We start from the raw sequence: 15968 nt of genomic DNA, 5'->3' as shown, positions 1-15968 counted from the left end.
GAGTATACTATGCGAACCTATAAATATATGTTATGTCTTGGAGTCATTTGTATTTTGACACTTGGAGTGTATGTCGTGTACTCTTCTTCAACAGAAGAACCTACATTTACGGTTCAAACGATACAGGGAACTCCAAATGATCGATTGGTGAAACAACTTCAATTCGAGTTCAATGATCCTGAAAGTTATAAAACAGATTACGAAGTCACGTTAAAAGGAGAAGTTGAAAAAAAGCGAACGAATTATTTGTCTGAGTTCGCTAGAGATTACTCCGACGTGACGGATGCTCCACGCAGTTTCCGGCATTTCATGAGCCAAATCGAATTATCACGATATGAGCAAGACAAAGAGGTATTTGGATTACACGTCAATGAAGATGGATCATGGGAACTACAATCGTGGAAACGTGGCACGGAAAAGGTGCAGACTGTTTCTTTACCAAAACCGGCAAAGACTAAAGGGATCTACTATCGACCATTTCAACGAACGAAACAGAAGTTATATGTTAAACGAATTGGCGATGTTGTACAAAAACCAGGTACAAACAATATCTACGTAATTGATTTAAAGAAAAAAACAGTCCAACTCATGGATTTACCATTTCAACTAACAGAAGATGATGAGGTACTTGCCATTTATCAGAATCGTGTCTTATACCGACAGATGCCTGACGACGCCAAGACAAGAGTTTATCTGAGAGACAATTCAACATCGACACGATTGAAGTTCCTTGAAGTTGAAGACATGTGGGACACACGTGTGATAGACGAAGGTGCCGTCGTAGGGATGACAGAGAACATGACTGAAACGAAAATCAATTGGTCGACGTACGACTTACGAACAAAGCAATTCACGCAGCATCGTTTTGATTTACCAAAACGAGATGCCAATGAAGTGCAACGACACACATCGGCAATCCTTGAGAACGATTTAGTGTATTCCTTCATCGAGACAAAGAAAAATGGCACATCTATCCTTGTTTTAGATGCACGGACTGAAGAAGTTCGATATGAGGGAACAATTAAATATGACATGCCTAAGAGTGACCTTCAACTCAACGGGATGACAATTAACTGAACTACAAAAAAGTGAAATATTTGAAACCTCCTGTTTTCTTCCAACGTATAAAGACTATACAAAGGGGGAGCTCACATGCAATTCTTGATTTTTGTCATCTTCGCAGGTGCCATGTACTGGTTCTACTACAATTTCCTACTCGGATATCGTAAGAAAAACATCACGTTGACGTTTGACGATCGGTTTTATTCACTCGACGAACATGTCGCAGCAATCGAACAAAAGCTCGCAACGGATGGGCACTCGGCACGTTATCTCGGTGACCGTCGTTTTGAAGTCGATGGTAAACCTTATTTGTTCCTCGAGCGGACGGTCTCTGTCGGTGGAACTCCGACACAGCAGACGATTCTCGAACAACAAAAAAAATAACTCTCCCGCGTGCGGGAGAGTTTTTCGTTAGACCGGAATTCGGTCAAGGGGATGTGGTTGCTGCGACGAGCGATACCAGCGCATGATCCAGTGATCGATGCCGATGTAATACGCAAAGCGTCCTGCAGCAAGTAAGACGACAGCTGCTGCTAGGAAGACCGGGTTCAACGCAATCGTCCCTGCAAGTAAGTAATTGAGATTCATGATGCTCCCGACGACGAGTGCAGGAACCGTCAACAGACTAAGAATCAACAAAATGCCGACGACGAGTTCCGCGAACGGAATCAGGGCGTTGATCACCCCGACGTTCGGTAAGGCGAGTTGCTCGATCCACGTCGCATACCACGAACTGACGAGTGCATCTTCGCCTGTCGCTTTTGCGAGCGCTCCTTCGAGAAACGGTTTTGCATCGAAGCCATTGATGTACTTGCCGATTCCGGCGATGAACCACTGAATTCCGAGCCAGAGTCGGATGATTGTCAACAGACCAAGACCGATCATGTGTAATGCTTTCACTTTCAGACACTCCTCTACTACAACATAGTCCCCATCATACTGAAAAAACGTCAGTCAGATGGGGACTATCATCATAACGTCATCGAACCGTCATCGACCTGTTACAAAAAAGCATAAGGTAACGGTTTCACGACCGTTGATCGAGGCGATGACTGATCGCGGTCAATAACGCAGCAACGAGCGCGACTAGTCCACCGACGAGTGCCGTGTTCATCATCGGACCGTTCGCATAGACGATTCCACCGAGTGCGGAACCGAAGGCGATCCCAACGTTACTTGCGACAGGCATCAATGAAGCAGCGAGTCCTTTTGCTTCCGGATTGAACTTTTCAGCGAGATCAATCAAGTAGATCTGTGTCGAAGTCGTCAGTAAAATTGACATCAGCGACATCAAAGCGATATTAAACAGACCAAGTGAAAGGGATGCTGTTGTGAAGTATAACGCAGCAAGGACGATCGCTTGCACGACGAAGACGAATCGTAAGCGACCCATCGGATTTTTGCTGGCGATTTTACCGGCAAGGATGTTACTGAAGATCGAGACGACACCGTAAGCGAGCAAGATCGGACTGATCCATGTCTTCGCGATGCCGAGTTCCGTTTGGAGGATTGGTACAAGGTACGTGTAGACGACGTACGTTGCCCCGAAGCCGAACGACGGAATAAAGAAGGCGATCAAGATCCGTGGGTTGGCTAACAATCCGAGCTGCTCTTTAATCGAACCAGAACCGGTCGATTGCTGGACGGGAACGATCTTCCATACGGCGAGGAACGCGATTAATCCCATGAATGTCGTCAGCCAGAACGTGGCTTCGAATCCAGCGTGTTGACCGATGAACGTACCAATCGGAACACCAAGGACGTTTGCGAGTGTAAAACCACCGAAAATGAACGAGACGGCAACACCGCGCTTCGCGACCGGAACACCGTCACTTGCGACGACCATCGCGAGTGAAATCAAGACGCCGGTCAAGATGGCTGTCAGGATACGGGTTGCGAGCAATACTTCATAACTTGGTGCAAAACTACTGGCAAGATTCAGTAAGACCCAGGCAAGTAACAGACGTAGGATCAGGCGACGCCGTTCCAGATGACCGGTCATCGACATGACGATTGGTGTACCAATCGCAAAGGAGATGGCAAAGGCTGAGACGAGCGTACCCGCTGTTGCGATCGTGATATCAAGGGCTGAGGAGATTTCAGCGAGGATTCCGACGATGACGAATTCGCTCGTTCCGAGAACGAACGTCAGGAGCGACAACGTGGCAATCAAGAGCCAATCGCGTCGACTTAAACGAGTAGTAGGTGACATGGATGATTCCTCAATTCTAGCGCTTGCGCGCGAAACTATGAGTAACAGGATAGCACGAAACGATTTCGTCGGGTATCGCAAAGCGTGATTCCGAGAAAAGAACCATTATTCAAAATAGCGCGTGAATTTCCAAGGTTTCTGTTTTTTGCGTATACTACAGGAGAAGACTACTGATAAAGGAGTGGAAACGATGCAAGCGACAGTGACATGGAACAAACAGATGGGGTTTAGTGGACAAACAGAATCAGGTCATCATCTCGCGATGGACGCAGCACCCGAAAACGGCGGTGAAAACCAAGCGCCACGACCGACCGAGCTCCTGCTACATGCCGTTGCCGGCTGTACTGGGATTGATATCGTCTCGATTTTAGAGAAGATGCGCTTGACGATCACTCATTTCGAGATGGATATTGAAGGAGAACGGGCAGAGGATCATCCACGGCGTTTCACATCGATCTCGATTCATTACCGACTCGAAGGTGATTTGCCGGAAGATAAGGTCCGTCGTGCCATTTCGTTATCAAAAGATAAATATTGTTCGGTCTCACAATCCCTGAACGCTGAGATTTCCGTCTATTATTCCATCAATGGTGTCCGGAGCGAGGATCCTTTGTGAAGAAGACTGTACTGATCGGCTGCCTGTTGCTTGCAGGGTGTGCGCAGGAGACGACGGAATCAACGAAACCATCACAACCAGAAGCGAAGCAACCGACTGAAGCGAAGAAGCCAAAGCCTGAGCCGACGAAGGAAGAACGACAACACGCACAACTAAAACAACAACTGGCAGCGATGTCGACGTCTGAAAAAATCGATCAGCTCCTCTATATCGGAGTCGCTGGTACGGAACTTTCAGCGGCAGACCGGCAGTTGTTGCGGACGCATGCGATTGGTGGCGTCTTACTGCTCGGCGGAAACATCACGTCAGAAGAACAATTGTTAACGTTCACGCGTGCGATTCAAGAGACGAACCAAAAGCCATATGCGTTCGTCGGGATTGACGAGGAAGGCGGACGGGTCAGTCGGGTACCTGATCAACGATTACGTCTGCCGACGAGTCAACGTATGGCGCAAGGCGCAAATATGGCGAAAATGGAAGACGTCGGACGCACGCTCGGTCATGTATCGCGGTACTATGGATTCAACATGGACTTTGCACCAGTCCTTGACGTTAACAGTAATCCGAACAATCCGATCATCGGTGATCGTGCCTTAAGTGCAGAGCCGAAGACCGTCGCGACGTTCGGTACAGCACTGATGCACGGGATGCAAGAGACTGGCACGATTCCGGTCGTCAAACATTTTCCTGGTCACGGTAATACGAGTGTCGATTCCCATGTTGGACTGCCGAAAGTGACGGCATCAAAGGAAGAACTGAAGCGAACGGAACTGTTACCGTTCCAAGAAGCGATTCAAGAGGGGGCCGAGATGATAATGGTCGCCCATATTCTGTATCCCGCGTATGACGATCAAAATCCATCCTCGCTCTCGAAGCCGATCCTGACTGATCTCTTGCGTCAGAAACTCGGATTCAACGGCGTCATCATCACAGATGATCTCGTCATGGGAGCGATCACGCAACAATACGGTCTTGCGGAAGCGGCGCGGCAATCACTCGTCAATGGAGCTGACATGGCAATGTTTTCAGAGGCAGGTGCTTATGCGAAAGTTCATGCTGAAGTGATGCAAGCCGTCAAAGATGAAACGCTGACGACCGAGATGCTCGATGCGAAAGTGATGCGAATCCTGAAGCTGAAGCAGACGTATGCCAACAGCCAGAAGCAACAGCGACCGACGAAATCGGAGCTCGTTCAGCAAGTGGAAGCGCTCAACTAGGACTAGCGAAGGAAAGCGACTCATGCTAGACTAATGGGGCAAGCCAATTAAACACGAAAAGACACTAGGGGAGTCTCCCAGCAGACTGAGACGGAAGTATCCGGACCCTTTGAACCTGATCTAGTTCGTACTAGCGGAGGGAAGTGGCTCGAAACCTTAGATATCCTTAGCGCTGCAGCGCATTTTCGGACCACTCCTTTCAACATCGGGAGTGGTCCTTTTTCGTCTAGAAAGGAAGATATGATGCGTTTACATCTGATTTCAACAGGTTCGATCGATTTGCGAGATGGGGCCGAAATCTTTCAATTCCTTCAACCCTATACCAATCAATTGCATCTGCGGGAACCGAACTTATCAGCGGCAGAATTACTTGATCTAATTGAAACACTCCTTCGGCAAGGATATTTGCCTGATCAATTAACGGTCCATGACCGCGTCGACGTTGCGCATGTCGCTGGCATCGGTGTGCAGTTGACCCGACGATCCTTACGCGTCGGTGATGTCCGAAGACACTTTCCAGATCTGACAATCGGTAAATCCGTCCATTCACTGGCAGAGGCGCTCGCGGCTGAGGCAGAAGGAGCTGATCAATTGCTCTACGGTCATATTTATCCGACGGCGTCGAAGCAGGATCTTCCGCCACGTGGTGTTGATGCTCTCAAACAAGTCGTTACCTTCACGACAAAACCAGTCATCGCAATCGGCGGCATCACACTAGATCGTATTCCTGAGATCGCAGCGACCGGTGCAACCGGAATCGCCGTCTTATCCGGCATCCTCGGTCAAACGGACCCACTTGCTGCCATTCAGCGTTATCAGGAGGTTAGGGTATGACGGATCACATCATCATTGGTGGTGGAGTCATTGGTTTGACGCTTGCTTACAGTCTCGCCTGTCAGAACGAATCCGTTCTTGTCCTTGAGCGCGAAACATGCGGTCAAGGGACGAGTCGCGCAGCTGCCGGAATGCTTGCGACGGATATTGAGCTACGTGATGAACTGCATGCGCTAGCCGCTCGAAGTCGCCGTCTGTATCCGTTACTCGCACGTCGACTTGAACGGGAGACTGGCATCGATTGCGGCTACCTGGAACAACCGTTTTTGTTAAAACGAGACGGACAAGAATACTTATTTCCATCGGTCGGTCAAATCGACCCGCGACGAATGACCAATGCATTGATGTGTGCCTTACACGCACGTGGCGTATCGATTGAAGAACAGGTGGATGTCACGCGTCTCGAGGAGAGTGATGATGTCGTGAAGATCGAGTCGAATACTGGAATATGGACGGGACGTACGGTAACGGTGGCTGCTGGGCGCGGATCACAAGCAATACTTGCGACAGCCGACATTTCGATTGCGACATATGGCGTCAAAGGCGAGTGTTTGGCGGTCCGTCTCGCGGGACGACCGTTAAGCTCGATTCTGTTCAATGATTCTGTCTATCTTGTACCGAAAGCGGACGGACGGATTTTGATCGGTGCGACCGAATTACCGCACGATGAGACGGTCGGCGTCAGTGTCGCGGGGGTTACGTCACTGCTTCATGCAGCAGTGCGGCTTTATCCACCGATTCGTGATGCAGTCATCGAAGAAGTCTGGTCCGGCGTACGACCACAAACGATATCCGGCTTACCGTACATCGGAGTCGCTTCGTCATCGCGTCGCATCTTCCTAGCGACCGGTCATCACCGGCATGGGATTTTACTCGCACCGGCGACAGCGGAGGTCTTGGCAAATACATTACGGTTGATCCAGAAGGAGGAAGTCCGATGAACATTACGATTAACGGAAACGACCATAAGATCGAACAGATTGAAACAATCGAGGATATGCTCGTGCAACTCGGCTTGGGGGAAAAGCTCGTCATCGTCGAACAGAACCGAGTGATCATCGATCGCGGGGCTTACGGTCAGACGGTCGTTCGGGATCATGACACATTTGAAATCGTTCATTTCGTAGGAGGAGGATAAACATGCTGAAAATTGGAGAAAAGACATTTGACTCACGGTTATTACTCGGTACAGGAAAATATACGAATGCTACGGTACAGCAGGAGGCGATTGACGCTTCGGCTTCACAAATCTTGACGTTCGCTATCCGGAGACTCGACATCTTTGATAAACAACAATCGAATTTCTTAGAGTCGCTTGATTTAACGAAGTACGATTTACTGCCGAACACAGCTGGTGCGAAGACAGCAGAGGAAGCCGTCCGGTTAGCGAAGCTCGCACGAGCATCCGGGATGTGTGACATGGTAAAAGTTGAAGTGATCGGTTGCGACAAGACCTTGTTACCGGACCCAATCGAGACATTACGCGCCTCTGAAGAGTTGCTTAAAGAAGGATTCATCGTCTTACCATATACTTCGGACGACGTCGTCCTTGCACGACGCCTCGAAGAACTCGGCTGTCACGCGATCATGCCAGCAGCATCACCAATCGGCTCCGGGCAAGGTATTCTCAACCCACTTCATCTGCAATTCATTATCGAACAGACAACGGTCCCGGTCATCGTCGACGCCGGCATTGGTTCACCGACTGATGTTGCCTATGCGATGGAACTTGGAGCGGACGGTGTCTTATTGAACTCAGCGGTCGCCCATGCTCAAGACCCGGTCAAGATGGCGCGCGCGATGCGACTAGCAGTTGAAGCGGGACGTTTAGGATACGAAGCGGGACGGATTGAGAAGAAACAATATGCGATCGCGAGTAGTCCAACGAGTGGATTGATTCGATGAACCGCTACTCACGCCAAACTCGGTTTCAACCGATCGGGGAATCCGGACAAGAGCGCTTTTCAGCAGCAAAGGTGCTGATCATCGGGATGGGGGCGCTCGGAACCGCATCGGCAGAACAACTCGTTCGTGCCGGTGTCGGCGTCGTCCGAATCGTCGATCGGGATTACGTCGAGTGGAGTAATCTACAACGGCAACAGCTTTATACCGAGGACGATGCGCGTCACATCGTACCGAAGGCGATTGCTGCGAAAGCGCGTCTTGAGGCAATCAATTCGACGGTGACGATCGAAGCACACGTATTAGACGTCGACCGGGCGTCACTGACGTGGCTGTTAGACGACATCGATTTGATCATCGACGCGACGGATAATTTCGATATTCGTTTACTGATGAACGACATGGCATTGATGCGATCGATTCCGTGGATTTACGGTGGATGTGTCGGTAGTTATGGGATTACTTTCACTGTTCGTCCGGGGGAGACACCGTGTCTCCATTGTTTACTCGATCAATTACCACGTGATCAGGAGACGTGTGATACGGCAGGAATCATCAGTCCAGCTGTTCAGATGGTCGCCTCTCTACAAGTGACAGAAGCGCTGAAGTGGTTAAGTGGAAAGACGGATGCCATGCGGACACGTTTACTTGCCTTTGATGTGTGGTCGAATACATTCCAACAAATCAACGTTCAATCGTTGAAGCAAAAGGAATGTCCCTCATGTGGTACTCAACCGACGTATCCTTATTTATCGGATCAGACGGTCCGTTTTACAGCACTTTGCGGTCGCGACGCTGTCCAAATTCGGGGGGACGGTAAGCGGGATCTCGAACAGTTGAAGCGACGCCTTCAGCCGGTCGCAGCAATTTCTGCTCACAATCCGTATTTACTTGCTTTTACAATAGAAGAACATCGAATGGTCGCCTTTCAAGATGGGCGCGTCTTAATTCATGGTGAATCCGATCTCGTCAAAGCCAAACGACTCTATCATGCCTATTTCGGGTAAACGTTCAAAAAACAGTAAACTAATTTTTGATATACGTGTTTTAAATGTTTGAAAAACAGGTAAATAAGACTTCAGACGTAAAACGGTCTATAGGTTTTGAACGTGAAGAGGAGTGATTCAGATGAAACAAGAATTCGATCCGATGAAGGATCAGGCACAGACGGAAGAGAAACAGGCAGTTGTCCAACAAGCCAACTGGAATCCGGATCGGTACCGGACGAACTTGAACCCATTCTATCTGTCACCTTGTAGTGTCGAACGTAGAGAAGATGTGCATCAGGATGCATCGAAGATTCTCGAAGTCGAGACGTCGTCGCCCCTCCAACAACTTTTTGAACACAATCAAGCAACGCATACATCCGAACCAACGGGCAAAAAATTCAAAACAGGCATCGTCGTCGGCGTCGGCGCGATCATTGGCGGATCGGTTTCCGTGATTCGTTCTGTCCAACGTTTTAGAAAGCAACGGACGAAATAATACGCTCGTTGTGAAAGCACAGAAAGCAGGAGGCATTCGCCTCCTGCTTAGTTTGTAAATCCCCTCATTTCAAAAGTAGAATGAGGGGATTTTGCATGTGTTTATTTTCTTACTTAAATAAAAAAATCATGAACTAGTTACATTATCAAATGCAGTAGATTTCCCGTTTAAATAGACATCGATGATTTCATGTTCAGGATCTAACGTTAATTTATAGACATGTTGTTTCGCATTCTTACTAGTATCGTTAGATTCATCTAATTTTATCTTTACCGTATTTTCTTGCGATTCAAGATCAGTATCAACTGATTTTTTTGTGCGATACACAACATAAGCGGTATCGCCCTTCGTATTGATTAATTGCAGACTAAAGTCGGGATCAATTTTCGTTTGTATATCGTTAGGTACTGTCTGTAACTCGCTAAAACTGAGATTAGACTCGTTGACGTTACAGGCCGATAACGAAGTACATAACAGAGCTAACAGGATAATTTTTTTCATGTTGTACCTCCTCATATTCGATGGATGATTCGTAGCGATTAACGTTTACGAAAGTTCTAACATGATTCAATTATTACTTAAGATGTGACGTTACTAGCTTAACACGAAATACATTTATTGGATATTGGGAGCGGTCTAAAATAGGATTTCTCAAAAAAACAAAATGTTTGTCGGATTTGTCTGAACATCGTATAAATCATTTATGGAATTCAGTCTAAAGATAACGAGTAGTATTTCTCTTAAACAAGAGGAAGTACACCTTGTTATTTCTGCAGTATTTATGGTTGAGTCGCTAAGCAGCATAATCATTTCTGCTTTTGGTATTCCAAACGGATGTTCGTCGCAGAACGAACGCTCGCATGCTACACTTAAGCTACTATATTTAAAAAGTGAGTGTGATGAAGATGAAATGGATACATACTGCCGATTGGCATCTTGGAAAAATCGTTCATGGTGAATCAATGCTCGAGAACCAACGGGCGGTTTTGGCGAATTTTTTAGCACTCGTCGACCGAGAAAAACCGGATGCGATCGTCATTGCAGGAGACTTATACGACCGTGCCGTGCCGCCGACGGAAGCCGTCGAACTGCTTGACGAGACATTAGCTGCTTTGATTCTCGACCGAGACATCCCGGTCGTTGCAATTAGTGGGAATCATGATTCGGCCGAACGCTTGAGTTTCGGTACGACCTTGTTGCAACGGGCAGGTCTGCATCTCGTTGGAAAACTAACACCGGTCATTACACCCGTCATGATCAAAGGGGTTTCATTTTATCCGGTGCCTTTCGCAGATCCAGCGACAGTCCGGTACGTGCATAAGGACGAGACAATCAAGACACATGATGACGCGATGCGAACGATTCTTTCGAGTTGTTCACCGGAGGGACCGAGTGTCCTCGTTGGACATGCCTTTGTCATCGGTGGACTCGAGACGGATTCAGAGCGGCAATTGTCGGTCGGTACGGCAGGACAAGTCAGCGCGAGCCAATTTGCACCGTTTACCTATACGGCGCTCGGTCATCTGCATAATCCGCTGGCGATTCAATCGGAGACGGTTCGCTACAGTGGATCACTCTTGAAATATTCGTTTTCAGAAGCACATCATATTAAAGGGGTCGATGTGTTGACGTTGAACGATGCGGGTGCGTTCGATCGTCGATTCGAACCGCTTGCGCCAAAACGTGACTTGCGAGAGGTGACCGGTAGTCTCAGTGAACTGACAGACCCGGCGTTCGTCGCGACGCAAGCGACGGACGATTACTTAAAAATCAATCTAACGGACGGCGAAGCCTTGATGGATCCGATGGGAAAGCTGAAAAAGATCTATCCGAACATCTTGCACCTCGAGCGAATCGGTTTCGTCCGCGAGAGTACACGGGCGGTCAAAGCGTCGCGGGAACAGGTCAAGGATGCGTCCGTTGCGGATCTGTTTAGTGAGTTTTATGAAGCAGTCCGTGAGAAGAAACCGACGGAAGCGATGCAAGCCGTCTTGAAGGAGGAAGCGACATGCGCCCAGAACGACTGACATTACGCGCCTTTGGACCGTTTGCTGGCGAAGAGACGATTGATTTCACAGCACTTGCTGGGCGGACGATGTTCGTCATTTCCGGGAATACGGGGGCAGGGAAAACGACGATTTTCGATGCGCTAACATTCGCTCTGTACGGTGAGACGTCTGGTGGCGAACGGGAAATGAGCGAACTGCGAAGTCATTTCGCTGTGCCTGAGCAAAAGACGGAAGTCGAACTGGAGTTTACCCTTAAAGGGGAACGGTACCGGATCATCCGCCAACCGAGTCAACCGCATCCGGTCAACAAAACCGGTTATTCGCATGAAGCCGAGTTCTCACGGTTCGACGGGACGACGTGGAAACCGCTTGCGGTCAAGATTCCGGAAATCAAACAACGCGTTCAAGAGTTGATCCAGCTCGATCATAAACAGTTTTCGCAAATCCTGTTGTTGCCGCAAAATAAGTTCCGTGAACTGTTGATGGCAGAGTCGAAAGATAAGCTACAGATTCTCAAGCAACTGTTCAAGACGGAGCACTACGGTGAGTTCCAGCAACGCTTGCACCGGCAAGCGCTCGATCTTGCGGCACGGATTAAGGAAACGAAGACGAAACAGTGGGCAAAACTCGAGGAATTACCACTGCAAGCGAACTGGAGTGAACTGACAGAAGCAGATATTCGTCTCCGGACGGACGCCTTGACGACAGAACACGACGAATGGTTAGCGGCTGCACGTCAAGCTGAAGTAGAGACTCGTGCGATCGTTGAGAAGAAAACGACGCAATTGCAACAAGGCGAGCAACTCGAAGCGGCTTTCCAAGAGCAAGAAAAGCTTCAACAGACGGAACAGTTGCTACTAGACTGCCTACCGGAAATCGAGCGGATGCAAGAAGAAACAACAGCGGCTGAACGCGCTCAAATCGTTGCACCGATTCATGATCAATGGCAACAAGATCAGGAACAACTGACGCAACTTAAACAGCGGGAACAGGAAACGGAGCAACAGGTCAACCGCTTAACGGAGCGACAAGGGATCGTACAAGAACAAGTGAATCGTTTGCTAGTAGAAGAACCGAACATCGAACAATTAAGTCGTCGCCTTGAAAAAATTCAGGAAGAACGGGAACGGTTAGAAGCAGAAACCGTCTTGAAACAACAGCAACAACAGCTTTCGGAACGGTTGAAGCAACTCGATCCGGAAACGTTACGAAAACAACTTGAACAAGTACGGGTGGACCGTAAGACGGTTCAAGAACAACTTCGTCCGCTGCAAAACGTTGGAGCGGAACGCTTACAGGCGCAAGAACGTCGCTTTACCTTACAACAGCTAGCGACGAAGTACGCTGAACATGACAAGTTGGAAGCAGAACGACAACAATTGATCGTTCGCGGTACGAGCGTTCGAGATCAAAAAGAGACAGCGGCTCACCAGTATGAAGAAGCGCGTAAACGCGAACGGGAGCAACTAGCTGCTGAACTTGCGAAAGGATTGACGGACGGAACGGCTTGTCCTGTTTGTGGTAGCACGACCCATCCGCGACACGCTGTCGCTGTCGCGCAGGAACTATCCGTCGATATAGCTCAACAGAAGTTCTTAGAAGCACAACAGGCGCATCAAGAGTTACAGGCATCTTACCGGACGATTGCTGAGCGTCTGCAACAATTGACAACCGAGATTCAACAGACCAGTGAAAACGAGTCAGGACACGCTGCTATTGCATTACAGCTTCGAGAAGTCGAACAGACGGAAGCGCGGTTAGTGGCATCGCAGACGGAAAAAGGACGTCTTGAGATACGCCTGCAACAGCTCGAGCAATCCATGGAGCAGCTACAACTGAACATCGATAGGGTAGTGAAAGATCGGACTGGTATCGAATCGGAATTGGCGCATCTGACGGGACGTTTGAGTCACTCCGGAGAAACCGCGAAATCGTTACCAGAACTGCGTGAGGAACAACAACAGGCAGAAACACGTATCAAACAGTTCGAGCAAGACAAACAGCAACAGCTGCGCGAGAAGGAACAGCTCGATCGCGACTTAGCGGAACAACAAGGACGATTCCGTCAATTGACCGAAGCGCTTTCGGAGCAGAGCGAACGCCTAACGAAACGCGAACAAGCACTACATGTCGCCTTGACCGAAGAAGCGTTTCCGACGATTGAAGCATTCCGCGAAGCGCGAAGATCGCGCGAAGACCTTCGTCATCTCCATGACCGCTTGGAGCAGGATCGCTTAGAGCGACAGGAACTGAAGTTAAAACAGGAACAAGTTCGCTTGAAGACGGACGGACAGGTTCGTCCGAATCTTGAAGTGCTGCGGACGGTAGTGAAAGAGACGACGAATACACTGTCAGAGCAAACGGATCGGCGTGTCGGGCTGGAGAAGGAACGGGCACACATCGACCAATTGATGGCAGCTTGGGAAAGTTTACAACGACAAATCGAGGATGAGGACGCGAGATACGGGATCATCGGAGAACTCGCCCGCGTGGGTGTCGGGGAAAATGCACAACGGATGACATTTGAGACGTATGTCCAGACGGCGTACTTCGATGAGATCTTGTTTGCTGCGAACCGGCATCTGCATGAGATGACATCTGGTCGTTTTCAGCTCGAGCGGAAGACCGAAGCCGGAAAAGGTCTCAAGAAATATGGACTTGATTTAAACGTCTTTGATGCCTATACGTCACAAACACGGCACGTCAAAACGTTGTCCGGTGGGGAGAGCTTCAAGGCGTCGCTTGCCCTCGCACTCGGACTGTCCGAAGTCGTTCAGGAAGCGAGCGGTGGAGTATCACTCGAGACGATGTTCATCGATGAAGGATTCGGAACGCTTGATCCAGAATCACTTGAACAAGCGATCGAAACGTTGCTTTCGATTCAAGCGAGTGGTCGAATGGTCGGGATTATCAGTCACGTCCAGGAACTAAAATCTCGTGTTGATGCCAAAATCGAAGTCAAACAAGGAAAAACGGGGTCGACGATTGCATTAGTCGTCGAGTAAGGAGCTAAGATTGATGGAAACACGAAATATGGTCACGAAATCACAAATCAAAGAAGCATTACGCGAGTTAGGTGTGACACCTGGGATGAAACTTTTTGTCCATACGTCTCTCAAGCAAATCGGCTGGATTCCAGGTGGGGTGCAAGCCTTGATTGAAGCATTACAAGAAGTCGTTACAGCAGAAGGTTTAATCATGATGCCCGCGCAAAGTACGGATAACTCGGATCCAAAGAACTGGAGTCAACCGGCTGTTCCCGAGGAATGGTGGGAAACGATCCGCCGGGAGATGCCAGCCTATGATCCGGCAAAAACGGTCACGCGCGGTATCGGGCGCGTACCGGAAGTCTTCCGGACGTACCCGGGTGTCGTCCGAAGCGATCATCCGATGTGGTCGGTTACCGCGTGGGGTAAGAATGCAACAGCGTTTGTTGCTGATCATACAGTAGAAAACGGCTTCGGACCTGGCTCACCAATCGAACGCTTTATTGAAGCGGACGGTCAAATTCTGCATATCGGCTCACCATGGGACACGACGACGGTCTGGCATTACGCGGAGTATGGTTTGAGCCGTCCAGATGTCGAGGATGGTTGCAAAGTAAAAGAGGGAACGACAGAACGGTTCATCCATTACCGACACCGTCAAATAGATAGTGATGCGTTCGGACCGATTGGCGAAGGGTTAGAAAATGCCGAATTCGTCACGTCGGGTTTGATTGGGCAGGCAAAATCGTACCGAATCGATGCTAAAGCATCGATCCCTGTCGTCATGTTGCAATTAAAAGCGCTTGATCAATGGTTATTCTGAAACTTTTTCGGGAAAGAATCGTATTAGAAAAACAGATACAATAAAAGGAGTGAATGCAATGGCTTCACGTTTTAAAGTTAACCCGGCCTTGCGTCGCGGATTCGATACGGCACGTGTCGGAGAACGACCAATGACCAAAAGCGGGACGATGAGCAAGATTTTCTTGATGCTCGCTCTCGTCACGGCAGCAGCAGGAGGAAGCTGGTTCTTCCTCGCAGAGAATCAAGCGTTCTTATTTCCTGCATTAATCGGTGGATTCGTCATCGGTCTGATTCTTGCCCTGATCATCACCTTCAAACCGGCAACAGCGCCTGTTCTTTCGCCAGTCTACGCACTAGCAGAAGGTGTCGCCGTCGGAGCATTATCGCTCGTCTTTGAAAGCATGTATCCAGGAATCGTCGGAAAAGCAGTCGTTGCGACATTCGTCGTCGCGTTCGCGATGTGGTTCGTCTACTCGACGGGCATGATTAAAGTAACGCAACGTTTCCGTTCTGCGGTCACAGCGGCGATTCTCTCAATCTTCGTCTTGTATGCAGTCAACTTGATCCTAGCGCTATTCGGTGTCGATCTCCCATTCATGACAGGTAGCTCACCGCTTGCGATCGGTATTCAGTTCGTCATCGTCATCGTGGCATCCCTGTCACTCGTGATGGATTTTGATTTCATTTCGCAACAAGTTCGCGCAGGTGCTCCAAAATCAATGGAGTGGGTCGCGGCATTCGGATTGATCGTGACAATCATCTGGCTTTATATTGAATTACTTGATCTCTTATATCGCCTCGCGGCTCGAGATTAACAGCAACAGACGACGGAATCTCCGT

Annotated in this window: 17 protein-coding genes and 1 riboswitch; of the genes, 14 read left to right on the top strand and 3 right to left on the bottom strand. The window is 49.0% G+C overall.

What is annotated here, in order from left to right; all coding sequences use genetic code 11:
• Positions 1 to 9 precede the first annotated feature (9 nt).
• Both ACV3PA_RS12625 and ACV3PA_RS12620 read left to right on the top strand, forming a co-directional pair.
• Complete coding sequence (locus tag ACV3PA_RS12625; RefSeq protein WP_053453027.1) at positions 10 to 1077, top strand: hypothetical protein; 1068 nt, start codon at positions 10 to 12, stop codon at positions 1075 to 1077.
• Between the two features lie 75 nt (positions 1078 to 1152).
• Positions 1153 to 1446: a hypothetical protein gene (locus tag ACV3PA_RS12620; protein WP_053453028.1), complete on the top strand. Its 294-nt coding sequence runs from the start codon at positions 1153 to 1155 to the stop codon at positions 1444 to 1446.
• Positions 1447 to 1473: 27 nt separating this feature from the next.
• Here ACV3PA_RS12620 and ACV3PA_RS12615 read toward each other — a convergent pair whose 3' ends face one another.
• Positions 1474 to 1962: a DoxX family membrane protein gene (locus ACV3PA_RS12615; protein ID WP_456124995.1), complete on the bottom strand. Its 489-nt coding sequence runs from the start codon at positions 1960 to 1962 to the stop codon at positions 1474 to 1476.
• A gap of 127 nt (positions 1963 to 2089) precedes the next feature.
• Positions 2090 to 3274 (bottom strand): MFS transporter, encoded by a 1185-nt coding sequence (locus ACV3PA_RS12610; protein WP_053453029.1) that lies wholly within the window; start codon positions 3272 to 3274, stop codon positions 2090 to 2092.
• A 190-nt stretch (positions 3275 to 3464) separates the two neighbouring features.
• Between ACV3PA_RS12610 and ACV3PA_RS12605 the strand changes: the two genes are divergently transcribed.
• From ACV3PA_RS12605 to ACV3PA_RS12570, 8 genes are all read left to right on the top strand, one after another.
• Entirely contained in the window at positions 3465 to 3890 is a 426-nt protein-coding gene (locus tag ACV3PA_RS12605) for an OsmC family protein (protein WP_023467853.1), read from the top strand.
• Positions 3887 to 5107, top strand: a complete 1221-nt coding sequence (gene nagZ / locus ACV3PA_RS12600) for a beta-N-acetylhexosaminidase (protein ID WP_053453031.1) — start codon at positions 3887 to 3889, stop codon at positions 5105 to 5107. The genes ACV3PA_RS12605 and nagZ overlap by 4 nt, the downstream gene beginning before the upstream one ends.
• Positions 5108 to 5163: 56 nt before the next feature.
• Positions 5164 to 5266, top strand: a riboswitch (TPP riboswitch).
• 81 nt (positions 5267 to 5347) lie between these two features.
• Positions 5348 to 5941 carry a thiamine phosphate synthase gene (locus ACV3PA_RS12595; protein WP_456124994.1) on the top strand — a complete coding sequence of 198 codons (594 nt, stop codon included), beginning with the start codon at positions 5348 to 5350 and terminating at the stop codon, positions 5939 to 5941.
• On the top strand, positions 5938 to 6882 hold the full coding sequence (locus ACV3PA_RS12590; RefSeq protein WP_456124993.1) for an FAD-dependent oxidoreductase: 945 nt from the start codon (positions 5938 to 5940) through the stop codon (positions 6880 to 6882). The genes ACV3PA_RS12595 and ACV3PA_RS12590 overlap by 4 nt, the downstream gene beginning before the upstream one ends.
• Positions 6879 to 7079 (top strand): sulfur carrier protein ThiS, encoded by a 201-nt coding sequence (thiS, locus tag ACV3PA_RS12585; protein WP_053453034.1) that lies wholly within the window; start codon positions 6879 to 6881, stop codon positions 7077 to 7079. Before ACV3PA_RS12590 ends, thiS begins: the two co-directional genes overlap by 4 nt.
• A 2-nt stretch (positions 7080 to 7081) precedes the next feature.
• Positions 7082 to 7846 (top strand): thiazole synthase, encoded by a 765-nt coding sequence (locus tag ACV3PA_RS12580; protein ID WP_053453035.1) that lies wholly within the window; start codon positions 7082 to 7084, stop codon positions 7844 to 7846.
• Positions 7843 to 8850 carry a ThiF family adenylyltransferase gene (locus ACV3PA_RS12575; protein WP_053453036.1) on the top strand — a complete coding sequence of 336 codons (1008 nt, stop codon included), beginning with the start codon at positions 7843 to 7845 and terminating at the stop codon, positions 8848 to 8850. Before ACV3PA_RS12580 ends, ACV3PA_RS12575 begins: the two co-directional genes overlap by 4 nt.
• 121 nt (positions 8851 to 8971) lie before the next feature.
• Positions 8972 to 9328, top strand: coding sequence for a hypothetical protein (locus ACV3PA_RS12570; protein ID WP_053453037.1), 357 nt, complete (start codon positions 8972 to 8974; stop codon positions 9326 to 9328).
• A gap of 126 nt (positions 9329 to 9454) precedes the next feature.
• Here the strand turns inward: ACV3PA_RS12570 and ACV3PA_RS12565 are convergent, their stop codons facing one another.
• Positions 9455 to 9829, bottom strand: a complete 375-nt coding sequence (locus tag ACV3PA_RS12565; protein WP_053453038.1) for a putative periplasmic lipoprotein — start codon at positions 9827 to 9829, stop codon at positions 9455 to 9457.
• A gap of 404 nt (positions 9830 to 10233) precedes the next feature.
• On the opposite strand from ACV3PA_RS12565, the gene ACV3PA_RS12560 reads away from it, so the two are divergent.
• From ACV3PA_RS12560 to ACV3PA_RS12545, 4 genes are read left to right on the top strand one after another with little or no spacing between them, the layout of a single operon-like run.
• On the top strand, positions 10234 to 11355 hold the full coding sequence (locus ACV3PA_RS12560; protein ID WP_456124992.1) for an exonuclease SbcCD subunit D: 1122 nt from the start codon (positions 10234 to 10236) through the stop codon (positions 11353 to 11355).
• Positions 11337 to 14342, top strand: a complete 3006-nt coding sequence (locus ACV3PA_RS12555) for an AAA family ATPase (RefSeq protein WP_456124991.1) — start codon at positions 11337 to 11339, stop codon at positions 14340 to 14342. Before ACV3PA_RS12560 ends, ACV3PA_RS12555 begins: the two co-directional genes overlap by 19 nt.
• A gap of 13 nt (positions 14343 to 14355) precedes the next feature.
• A complete protein-coding gene (locus ACV3PA_RS12550; protein ID WP_053453040.1) occupies positions 14356 to 15147 on the top strand; it encodes an AAC(3) family N-acetyltransferase in 792 nt (263 codons plus the stop codon).
• A 58-nt stretch (positions 15148 to 15205) separates the two neighbouring features.
• Positions 15206 to 15943, top strand: coding sequence for a Bax inhibitor-1/YccA family protein (locus tag ACV3PA_RS12545; protein ID WP_053453041.1), 738 nt, complete (start codon positions 15206 to 15208; stop codon positions 15941 to 15943).
• Positions 15944 to 15968: the final 25 nt, after the last annotated feature.

This window comes from Exiguobacterium sp. EA-TM-5 (assembly GCF_053878415.1).
The sequence above is the reverse complement of the archived record's forward strand: the minus strand, read 5'-3'. Positions and strand labels throughout refer to the sequence as shown.